This window comes from Mycobacterium sp. THU-M104 (assembly GCF_049197365.1).
Classification (GTDB): domain Bacteria; phylum Actinomycetota; class Actinomycetes; order Mycobacteriales; family Mycobacteriaceae; genus Mycobacterium.
Genome location: NZ_JBMIOP010000151.1, coordinates 1 through 9964, shown reverse-complemented (window position 1 = coordinate 9964; position 9964 = coordinate 1). Strand labels below are relative to the sequence as shown.

The 9964-nt window shown below is 67.3% G+C and carries 10 protein-coding genes and 1 pseudogene; 7 read left to right on the top strand and 4 right to left on the bottom strand.

Annotation, left to right across the window (positions count from 1 at the left end; all coding sequences use genetic code 11):
* Nucleotides 1–79 precede the first annotated feature (79 nt).
* On the bottom strand, nt 80–1015 hold the full coding sequence (locus ACOJVU_RS12735) for a RecB family exonuclease (protein ID WP_421530106.1): 936 nt from the start codon (nt 1013–1015) through the stop codon (nt 80–82).
* 73 nt (nt 1016–1088) lie between these two features.
* On the opposite strand from ACOJVU_RS12735, the gene trmI reads away from it, so the two are divergent.
* Nucleotides 1089–1940: a tRNA (adenine(58)-N(1))-methyltransferase TrmI gene (trmI, locus tag ACOJVU_RS12730; protein WP_421530105.1), complete on the top strand. Its 852-nt coding sequence runs from the start codon at nt 1089–1091 to the stop codon at nt 1938–1940.
* Here trmI and ACOJVU_RS12725 read toward each other — a convergent pair.
* A complete protein-coding gene (locus tag ACOJVU_RS12725; RefSeq protein ID WP_421530109.1) occupies nt 1937–2248 on the bottom strand; it encodes a DUF503 domain-containing protein in 312 nt (103 codons plus the stop codon). The two genes, trmI and ACOJVU_RS12725, sit on opposite strands and share 4 nt — an antisense overlap.
* An 8-nt stretch (nt 2249–2256) precedes the next feature.
* Nucleotides 2257–2835, bottom strand: coding sequence for a hypothetical protein (locus ACOJVU_RS12720; RefSeq protein WP_421530108.1), 579 nt, complete (start codon nt 2833–2835; stop codon nt 2257–2259).
* Between the two features lie 278 nt (nt 2836–3113).
* Between ACOJVU_RS12720 and arc the strand changes: the two genes are divergently transcribed.
* Nucleotides 3114–4943, top strand: coding sequence for a proteasome ATPase (arc, locus tag ACOJVU_RS12715; RefSeq protein WP_421530104.1), 1830 nt, complete (start codon nt 3114–3116; stop codon nt 4941–4943).
* Nucleotides 4944–4998: 55 nt separating this feature from the next.
* On the opposite strand, the gene ACOJVU_RS12710 is transcribed toward arc, so the two are convergent.
* A complete protein-coding gene (locus ACOJVU_RS12710; RefSeq protein ID WP_421530103.1) occupies nt 4999–5643 on the bottom strand; it encodes a hypothetical protein in 645 nt (214 codons plus the stop codon).
* A 349-nt stretch (nt 5644–5992) separates the two neighbouring features.
* Here ACOJVU_RS12710 and dop point away from each other — a divergent pair, with 349 nt between their 5' ends.
* The 5 genes and pseudogenes from dop to ACOJVU_RS12685 all read left to right on the top strand — a co-directional run.
* A complete protein-coding gene (gene dop / locus ACOJVU_RS12705) occupies nt 5993–7501 on the top strand; it encodes a pup deamidase/depupylase (protein ID WP_421530102.1) in 1509 nt (502 codons plus the stop codon).
* Nucleotides 7502–7658: 157 nt separating this feature from the next.
* Nucleotides 7659–7853, top strand: a complete 195-nt coding sequence (locus ACOJVU_RS12700) for a ubiquitin-like protein Pup (RefSeq protein WP_421530107.1) — start codon at nt 7659–7661, stop codon at nt 7851–7853.
* Nucleotides 7850–8728, top strand: coding sequence for a proteasome subunit beta (prcB, locus tag ACOJVU_RS12695; protein WP_421530101.1), 879 nt, complete (start codon nt 7850–7852; stop codon nt 8726–8728). Before ACOJVU_RS12700 ends, prcB begins: the two co-directional genes overlap by 4 nt.
* On the top strand, nt 8725–9474 hold the full coding sequence (gene prcA, locus ACOJVU_RS12690) for a proteasome subunit alpha (RefSeq protein ID WP_421530100.1): 750 nt from the start codon (nt 8725–8727) through the stop codon (nt 9472–9474). Before prcB ends, prcA begins: the two co-directional genes overlap by 4 nt.
* An 83-nt stretch (nt 9475–9557) precedes the next feature.
* Nucleotides 9558–9964: pseudogene (locus tag ACOJVU_RS12685) on the top strand (helix-turn-helix domain-containing protein); the annotation flags it as partial.

The following is a 9964-nucleotide window of genomic DNA, read 5'->3' as shown; positions in this document are numbered from 1 at the left end:
CGGCCGACGCGTCCTACACCACGCTGTCGCGCACCATGCACATCCACCCCACCGTCAGCGAGCTCGTCCCCACGATGCTTCAGGAGCTCTCGCCGCTCTGTGACAGCGCTGAGGGGCAAGGCGGAACACCTTCCACCGCAGAGGTTTCCGGCCAGCCGGGGTAGGGCGGGGGCGTTCCCCCGAACAGTGGGCAGTGCTGCTGGTGGGGACACCAGTCGCACAACCGCGACTGCTTGGGCCGGAAATCGCCGCTCTGGCCGGCGGATTGGATGGCGCGCCACATCGCCATCAGCGTCTTCTCGAAGCGCAGCAGCTCGTCGTGATCCGGCGAGTAGTCCAGCACCTGACCGTCGGCGAGGTAGATCAGGCGCAGCCGGGTGGGCAGCACACCGCGGGAACGCAGCAGCGCCACCGCGTAGAACTTCATCTGGAACATCGCCTTGAACTCGGCCATGAAGCCCCCCGCAGCCCGTGCGGCCGGCGGCGCCTTGCCCGTCTTGTAGTCCACCACCCGCACCTCGCCGGTGGCGGCGACGTCGATGCGGTCGATGAAGCCGCGCAGCAGCGTGCCGTCGGCAAGTTCGACTTCCACCCGCTCTTCGCAGCACTGCGGGTCGAACCGGGTCGGGTCTTCGAGCCGGTAGTAGCCGGAGAGCAGGTCCCGGGCCTCCTCGATCAGCCGGCTCCGCTGGTCGGGATCGAACTGGCCGGCCAGGTCGGGCTCCGCGGCGACCACGTGCTCCCACGCCGACTCCACCAGGGACCGCGCTGCGTCGGGGCCGCGCCGCACTGCCGGCAGGCCGTAGAGCTGCTCCAATGCGGCGTGCACCACCGAACCCCGCAACTGCGCCGCCGACGGGGCCTCGGGCAACCGGTCGATCGCCCGGAACCGGTACAGCAGCGGGCACTGCTTGAAGTCCGCCGCCCGCGACGGTGACAGTGCCGGTTTTGAAGCCGGTTTTGAAGCCGGTTTTGGAGCCGGCCGCGGCGGGCGTGTCTCCGGTTGGACGGTCATTCCCGCAGCCTAGGTCTGCGCGCCGACAACCCCGGGCACCGGCGACGGCGAGTCGGCTGGCACGCTGGACGGCGTGTTTGCCACCGGCCCGTTCACCAGCGGGGAACGCGTCCAGCTCACCGATGCCAAGGGCCGGCGCTACACGCTGTCGCTGGCCCCCGGCGCCGAGTTCCACACCCACCGCGGCTCGATCGCCCACGACGCGTTGATCGGTCTGCAGCAGGGCAGCGTCGTCAAGTCCAGCAACGGCGCCCTGTTCCTCGTGATGCGCCCGCTGCTCGTCGACAACGTGATGTCGATGCCACGCGGGCCGCAGGTGATCTATCCCAAAGACGCCGCCCAGATCGTGCACGAGGGCGACATATTCCCGGGCGCGCGCGTGCTCGAGGCCGGGGCCGGGTCCGGCGCGCTGACCCTTTCGCTGCTGCGCGCGGTCGGGCCCGACGGGCGGGTGGTCTCCTACGAGCAGCGCGCCGAGCACGCCGAGCACGCCCGGCGCAACGTCGCTGACTTCTCCGGCGATCCGGGCCGTCCGCCCGGGAACTGGCAGCTGATCGTCAGCGACGTCTGCGACTCCGACTTTCCCGACGGCTTTTTCGACCGCGCGGTGCTGGACATGCTCGCGCCCTGGGACGTGCTGGACACGGTGTCTCGGCTGGTGGTGGCCGGCGGGGTCCTGATCATCTACGTTGCCACGGTAACTCAGCTGTCCAAGGCGGTCGAGGCGCTGCGGGCCCAGCAGTGCTGGATCGAGCCGCGCGCCTGGGAGACCCTGCAGCGGGGCTGGAACGTGGTCGGCCTGGCCGTGCGGCCGCAACACACGATGCGCGGGCACACCGCGTTCCTGATCTTCACGCGGCGGCTCGCTCCCGGCGCGGTGGCCCCGGCGCCGTTGGGCCGCAAGCGCCCGGGACGCGACGGCTAGCGCTGGTGGCCGTCCAGGTCGCCGCTGCGCACCAGTCGGCGCCGCGCGGACAGCAGTTCGAACTCGGGATGCGCTGCGACGAGACGCTCGGCGGCGTCGAGGACGTCGGCCGCATGGCTGCGGTCGCCGGAAACCACGGCCACACCGATGCCGGCCCTCCGATGCAGCCCGAGGGAACCGGTTTCGGCCGCCGACACGCCGAGCTTGCGCTGCAGCTCGGCGACCACCGGACGAACCGCCGAGCGCTTCTGTTTCAGTGATCGCACGTCACCGAGCAGCACGTCGAACTCGATCCAGCCGATCCACATCACGCCGGTCAACGCGGCGGAGCCGGAACCGGAGCCTGGGGAGGAGCCGGTGCGGGGGCGGCCGGCGGGCCGGAGGTCGTCGGCGATGACGACTTGCCCAGCGCTAACAGCATCTCCGCCGTCGGTCGCGACAACTGCCAGCCTTCCTGGGAGGGAGTGAACTCCATGGGAAAGGTGAAGTTGCGGTTGTCCGCCTTGGCGGTGTGGACAGTGACCGTGGCCTTGACGTCCGAGGGGTTGGTGTCCGACCACGCGATGTCGTCGGCACCGAAGGTCATCGGCAGATAGCCGTTGTCGTGCAGCGCGGTGGTGAACTTGTCCAGGGTGCCCGCATTCTCGGGGGTCGCGCCCTCGATGAGGTCGACCTTGTCGGCGGCGGAGACATTCGGGTCGGCGAGCCGGTTCAGCACGTCGGTCAGCGCCTGGGGTGTGGGCAAGTCGACCTTCGGGGGAGTGGCCACCGGAGGTGGCGGCGTCGGTACCGCCCGCGAGGACAGCGGCAACGCCACCGTGGGCTTGGAGGGTGAACACGCCGAGATTCCGAACGCGACCGCAACGGCCAGTGCAAGGCAGAGTTGCCGGCGCATCCAGTCGGTCAGCCCCGCCATTGCCCGTCCGCGTCGGCGACCGCAGTACATGCCACATCGGAGGTTCCCGCGCCGGTGACGTCGGCGCTGGTCATTCCCGTGGCAAGGGGTTTTGGGGTCACGCATTCCCTTCCGATCCGCCGACTGCAACGCGACGTTACCAGCGGCATCACAGTTTTAACCTTTCGGCGGCATTCGGTTCCACACATCACGAGCCAATCGCCGGTAGCGTTGAAGTATCCGCTGCACCAATTCCTGGTGCGGGAAAGGAGCGCAACATGGGTGACTCAGAGCGTTCTGATGCATTCGGTGACACCCGGGGGCCGAACCCGTCCAGTGGTGACGCTGCCGAATTGGAGCAACTACGGCGTGAGGCGGCGCTGCTTCGCGAGCAACTCGAGCAGGCCGTTGGCACGAACGGTGGTGGCCGCACAGCGCGTGAGGTGCACCAACTCGAGGCCCGTATCGACTCGCTGGCGGCCCGCAACTCCAAGTTGATGGAGACCCTCAAAGAAGCCCGCCAGCAACTGCTGGCGCTGCGCGAGGAGGTCGATCGGCTCGGGCAGCCGCCCAGTGGTTACGGCGTCCTGCTGGGCACCCACGACGACGAAACCGTCGACGTGTTCACGTCAGGCCGCAAGATGCGCCTGACGTGCTCGCCGAACATCGATGTCACGGTGCTGCGGAAGGGCCAGACGGTCCGGCTCAACGAGGCCCTGACCGTCGTCGAGGCCGGCACGTTCGAATCGGTCGGCGAGATCTCCACGTTGCGGGAAGTCCTGGCCGACGGCAACCGGGCTCTGGTCGTCGGCCACGCCGACGAGGAGCGCATCGTGTGGCTCGCCGAGCCGCTGGTCGCCGAGGACCTGCCCGACGGTGTCCCGGATGCGCTCAACGACGACACCAAGCCCCGCAAGCTGCGCCCCGGTGACTCGCTGCTGGTCGACAGCAAAGCCGGCTACGCCTTCGAGCGCATTCCCAAGGCCGAGGTCGAAGACCTGGTCCTGGAGGAGGTGCCCGACGTCAGCTACTCCGATATCGGTGGGCTGACCCGCCAGATCGAGCAGATCCGCGATGCGGTCGAGTTGCCGTTCCTGCACAAGGAGCTCTACCGGGAGTACGCGCTGCGTCCGCCCAAGGGCGTGCTGCTCTACGGTCCGCCTGGCTGCGGTAAGACGCTGATCGCCAAGGCGGTGGCCAACTCGCTGGCCAAGAAGATGGCCGAGGTGCGCGGCGACGACGCCCGCGAGGCCAAGTCGTACTTCCTCAACATCAAGGGCCCCGAGCTGCTCAACAAGTTCGTCGGCGAGACCGAGCGGCACATCCGGCTGATCTTCCAGCGCGCCCGGGAGAAGGCGTCGGAGGGAACGCCGGTGATCGTGTTCTTCGACGAGATGGACTCGATCTTCCGCACCCGGGGAACCGGTGTCTCCTCGGACGTCGAAACCACGGTCGTCCCGCAGCTTTTGAGCGAGATCGACGGCGTGGAGGGGCTCGAGAACGTCATCGTGATCGGCGCCTCCAACCGCGAGGACATGATCGACCCGGCGATCCTGCGCCCTGGCCGCCTCGACGTGAAGATCAAGATCGAGCGGCCCGATGCCGAAGCGGCACAGGACATCTTCTCGAAGTACCTCGTCGAGTCGCTGCCCGTGCACGCCGACGACCTCGCCGAATTCGACGGCGACCGCGGGGCCTGCATCAAGGCGATGATCGAAAAGGTCGTCGACCGGATGTACGCCGAGATCGACGAGAACCGGTTCCTGGAAGTGACCTACGCCAACGGCGACAAGGAAGTCATGTACTTCAAGGACTTCAACTCCGGGGCGATGATCCAGAACGTCGTCGACCGGGCGAAGAAGAACGCCATCAAGTCGGTGCTCGAAACGGGGCAGCCGGGTCTGCGCATCCAGCACCTGCTCGACTCAATCGTCGACGAGTTCGCCGAGAACGAGGACCTGCCCAACACCACCAACCCCGATGACTGGGCCCGGATCTCTGGCAAGAAAGGCGAGCGGATCGTTTACATCCGCACCCTGGTCACCGGCAAGTCGTCGAGCGCGTCGCGGGCCATCGACACCGAGTCCAACCTGGGTCAGTACCTGTAGCGCCACCGCGACACATAAGCCACGCACACGACACGCCGGGCAGGGTGTTCGTATTTTATGTCTCGGCGAGCGAATAGCTGTTGGTGAGGTCGTCCTGAGTGACTTTGGCCGGCTTGCTCGTGGTGTCGATGCGCAGGGTCTCGGTGAGCACTCGCGGTTGGTAGCTCCAGCCTTCGGGCAGCTTGAGCCGGTCGGCAAGCCCGGGCAGGTCCGTGCGTGACAGGCCCGGATCGGCGACCTGGCTGTAGGTCTGCATGACCCAGCATCGCCCGTCGGGGTCGAGCAGTTCGTAGATCTCCTCGCCGGCGTTGAAGACGAAGACCGTGTTGCGGTCAACCTCGTTCACGCTGTAAGGAGCCGGGTTCATCGACGACATCGCGACCGTGGCTCGGCGGATCATCTCGATCCCGCCGAAGGTCTTCGTCTCCTGCGGGCCCTGCGGCTTCTTTTCGATGGCGTTCATCAGCCAGTAGCGCGGGCCGTTGAGTAGTGCCGCGGCCGCGCCGTGTTCGGTGGCGATGGCCCGGGGATCGAGCGTCAACCACAGCTCGGCGGGGCAGTCGTTGAGCGGGAAGCTGTTGTAGACGGTGGCCTGCGGGCCCGACTCGTCAACCTGGACCAGAAGCACTTCGCCATAACGCTTCCCGGCCAGGTCGGTCGCATCTTGACCGGCTACGGGGTCGGATTCGGGGGCGGACACACGGCGAAATTAGCCAGTGCCGTGCGAGGCGTCAACAGCGGGCGCGGCCGTTGCGAGGGCACCGCGGTAGCGGTTGCGCGCGATCAGGGTGACATGCAGGTCCTCGATCAGCGGGTCGAGGAAGGTGGAACGGTATCCGCCTCGCCGACCGCACGGGCACCGATGTACATGAACGCCAGCGCGACGAGGAACGGACAAGTGTTGATCAGCGGCTGCGGCATCGGAATCGTCGTTCCCGGCAGCGTCCCGTGGGACGACACGTTCCCGGCATCTGCGTCGCGCCCGCCTCCTCCCGCCCCGCCTCGCAGGCCGCTCGGAGGTACGAGGTCGGCGGGCCTAGGCTGATGGCATGCAACGGATTATCGGGACGGAGGTCGAGTACGGTATCTCGTCGCCTTCGGACCCGACCGCCAACCCGATCCTCACCTCGACACAGGCGGTGCTGGCCTACGCTGCCGCCGCCGGCATTCAGCGCGCCAAACGCACCCGTTGGGACTATGAGGTCGAATCGCCGCTACGCGACGCCCGTGGCTTCGATCTGAGCCGGTCGACCGGACCGCCGCCGGTGGTCGACGCTGACGAGGTCGGTGCTGCCAACATGATCCTGACGAACGGGGCGCGGCTCTACGTCGACCATGCCCACCCCGAGTACTCCGCGCCCGAGTGCACCGACCCCCTCGACGCGGTGATCTGGGACAAGGCCGGCGAGCGCGTGATGGAAGCCGCAGCCCGCCACGTCGCCAGCGTGCCAGGGGCAGCGAAGCTGCAGCTCTACAAGAACAATGTCGACGGCAAGGGCGCCTCCTACGGCACGCACGAAAACTATCTGATGAGCCGACAGACGCCATTTTCGGCGATCATCGCCGGGCTGACCCCGTTCTTGGTGTCGCGCCAGGTGGTGACCGGCTCCGGCCGGGTGGGTATCGGGCCATCCGGTGACGAGTCGGGCTTCCAGCTGTCCCAGCGCTCCGACTACATCGAGGTCGAAGTCGGGCTGGAGACCACGCTGAAGCGCGGGATCATCAACACCCGTGACGAACCGCACGCCGATGCGGACAGGTATCGACGGCTGCACGTGATCATCGGGGACGCCAACCTCGCCGAGACCTCGACCTACCTCAAGCTCGGCACCACCGCGCTCGTGCTCGACGTGATCGAAGAGGGCCCCGCCCACGGGATAGACCTCAGCGACCTGACTCTGGCCCGTCCGGTGCACGCCGTTCACGCGATCAGCCGCGATCCCGCGCTGCGCGCCACCGTTGCCCTGGCCGACGGTCGTGAGCTGACGGGTCTGGCACTCCAGCGTATCTACCTGGATCGGGTGGCGAAGCTGGTCGACAGCCGCGACCCTGATCCGCGCGCGTCCGACGTCGTCGAGACCTGGGCGCACGTGCTCGACCAACTCGAACGCGACCCCATGGACTGCGCTGAGCTGCTCGACTGGCCGGCCAAGTTGCGACTGCTGGAAGGCTTTCGGCAACGGGAGAACCTGAGTTGGTCGGCGCCGCGGCTGCACCTGGTGGATCTGCAATATTCCGACGTCCGGCTGGACAAGGGTCTGTACAACCGGCTCGTGGCGCGCGGATCCATGAAGCGTCTGGTCAGCGAGCAGCAGGTGCTCAACGCCGTCGACAGTCCGCCGACGGACACCCGCGCCTACTTCCGCGGTGAGTGCCTGCGCAGGTTCGGTGCCGACATCGCGGCGGCGAGTTGGGACTCGGTCATCTTCGACCTGGGCGGCGATTCGCTGGTCCGCATTCCCACCCTGGAACCGCTGCGGGGCAGCAAAGCCCACGTTGGCGCGTTGCTGGACTCGGTGGACAGTGCTGCCGAGCTGGTCCAGCAGTTGACCAGCTGATATCGGGTGAGTCGATTGTTTGCGGGCGCACGACGTGCGACATGGCGGGACGGGCCGACAATACCGCCATGGAGCCGAGAAACGTCGGAGTGGAACGGTAGGGTAGAGCAATACCAACAGGCGCGTGACGCGGCTGTTCATCAAGCAGGAGGCGGCGATGGCGCAGGAGCAGACCAAGCGCGGTGGTGGTGGCGGCGATGACGACGACGTCACCGACACCACGGCCGCGGGCCAGGAGCGCCGTGAGAAATTGGCCGAAGACACCGACGATCTGCTCGACGAGATTGACGACGTCCTCGAGGAGAACGCGGAGGACTTCGTCCGCGCGTACGTGCAGAAGGGTGGACAGTGACCTGGCAGTTCTCCGACCGCCCGCCCACTAACCCCGCGCTTTCCGACGCCTCAGCACTCAATCTGTCCTCGTTCGCCGACCTGCTCCGCCGCCAAGCGCCGGAATTGCTGCCGGCGGGTTGGGGTGGAGGCGCGCAGGCCGGTGGCCAACTGGCGCACGGCACCACCATCGTAGCGCTGAAATACCCCGGCGGCGTCGTCATCGCCGGTGACCGGCGCTCCACGCAGGGAAACTTGATCGCGGGCCGCGACGTCAACAAGGTGTACATCACCGACGACTACACGGCGACGGGCATCGCAGGCACCGCCGCGATCGCGGTCGAGTTCGCCCGGCTGTACGCGGTCGAGCTCGAGCATTACGAGAAGCTCGAAGGCGTGCCGCTGACTTTTCCCGGCAAGGTCAACCGGCTGGCCACCATGGTGCGCGGCAACCTGGGCGCCGCGATGCAGGGTTTGGTGGCGCTGCCGTTGCTTGCCGGCTACGACATCAACGCCGCGGACCCGCAAAAGGCGGGACGGATCGTGTCCTTCGATGCGGCCGGCGGCTGGAACATGGAGGAAGAGGGTTACCAGTCGGTGGGGTCCGGGTCGGTGTTCGCCAAGTCGTCGATGAAGAAGTTGTACTCGCGGGTAACCGATGCCGACTCTGCCCTGCGGGTGGCCGTCGAGGCGCTCTACGATGCCGCCGATGACGACTCGGCCACCGGCGGTCCCGATCTGGTGCGGGGTATCTACCCCACGGCGGCCACCATCGGCGCCGACGGCGCGGTCGATGTGCCCGAGGAACGCATCGCCGAACTCGCGCGCGAGGTCATCGAAAGTCGTTCGCGCGCCGACACTTTCGGCCCGGAAGCAGACCTCTGGGGTGAGTCATGAGCTTCCCGTATTTCATCTCGCCCGAGCAGGCGATGCGCGAGCGCAGCGAACTCGCACGCAAGGGCATCGCGCGCGGCCGCAGCGTGGTGGCCCTGACCTACGCCGACGGCGTGCTATTCGTGGCCGACAATCCGTCGCGGTTGTTGCAGAAGATCAGCGAATTGTATGACCGGGTCGGTTTCGCGGCCGCGGGCAAGTTCAACGAATTCGACAACTTGCGGCGCGGTGGCATCCAATTCGCCGACACCCGCGGCTACGCCTACGCCCGCAGGGACGTCACCGGTCGCCAGTTGGCCAATGTCTACGCGCAGACGCTGGGCACGATCTTCACCGAGCAGGCCAAGCCCTACGAGGTCGAGCTGTGCGTCGCCGAGGTCGCCCATGTCGGCGAGACGAAACCGCCCGAGTTGTATCGCGTCACCTATGACGGGTCGATCGCGGACGAACCGTATTTCGTGGTCATGGGCGGCACCACCGAGCCGGTGACCAATGCGCTCAAGCAGACCTACGCCGAGAACGCCGAACTTACCGACGCGTTGGGGATCGCGCTGAACGCGCTGCGGGCGGGCAATGCCGACGGCGCCGGCAACGATCAGCCACAACTCGGTGTGTCCAGCCTGGAGGTGGCGATCCTCGATGCCAACCGCCCGCGGCGGGCGTTTCGGCGGATCACCGGGTCGGTGTTGGAAGAGCTGCTGCCCAAAGCGGATGTCAGTGATGCGAAAGACACCAACTCGTCGGAGTGACGGGTCCGGCGCGGAACCTGTCAACCTGGATGAGTCACCGTTGTGCGCTACTTACTGAACGTCCGGTTGGCCGGGTCGGTTGATCCTCCTGGGTACGTGGCAGGCTCGGCGCCTTGCGCGCCGAGCTCGGTATCGAGCGGGGGGCACCGTCACCGCGCCGGTCGCCGGTCTGGCGGCTGTCGCAGCGGCGCGCAGCGAGGTGGACCGCGTGCTCGACAGTGCCGAGCGGCGTCCGGTGTCGATCGGGCAGGTCACGTCGCTGGCCGAGGCGCGCACCACCGTCCTGCTTGACGAGATCGTCACCGTGGTCGCCGCCGAGAAATGTCCGGTGGATCCGCGGATACGCGATCTGCACGCCTACGGCCCGGTGCTGGCCGAGACCCTGCGCGTCTGCCTGGACAGCTTCGGCGACGTCGGAGCAGCCGCGCAGGAGCTGCAGGTGCATCCCAAGACGGTCCGCTACCGGGTGCGGAGGGTCGAGCAGCTGAAG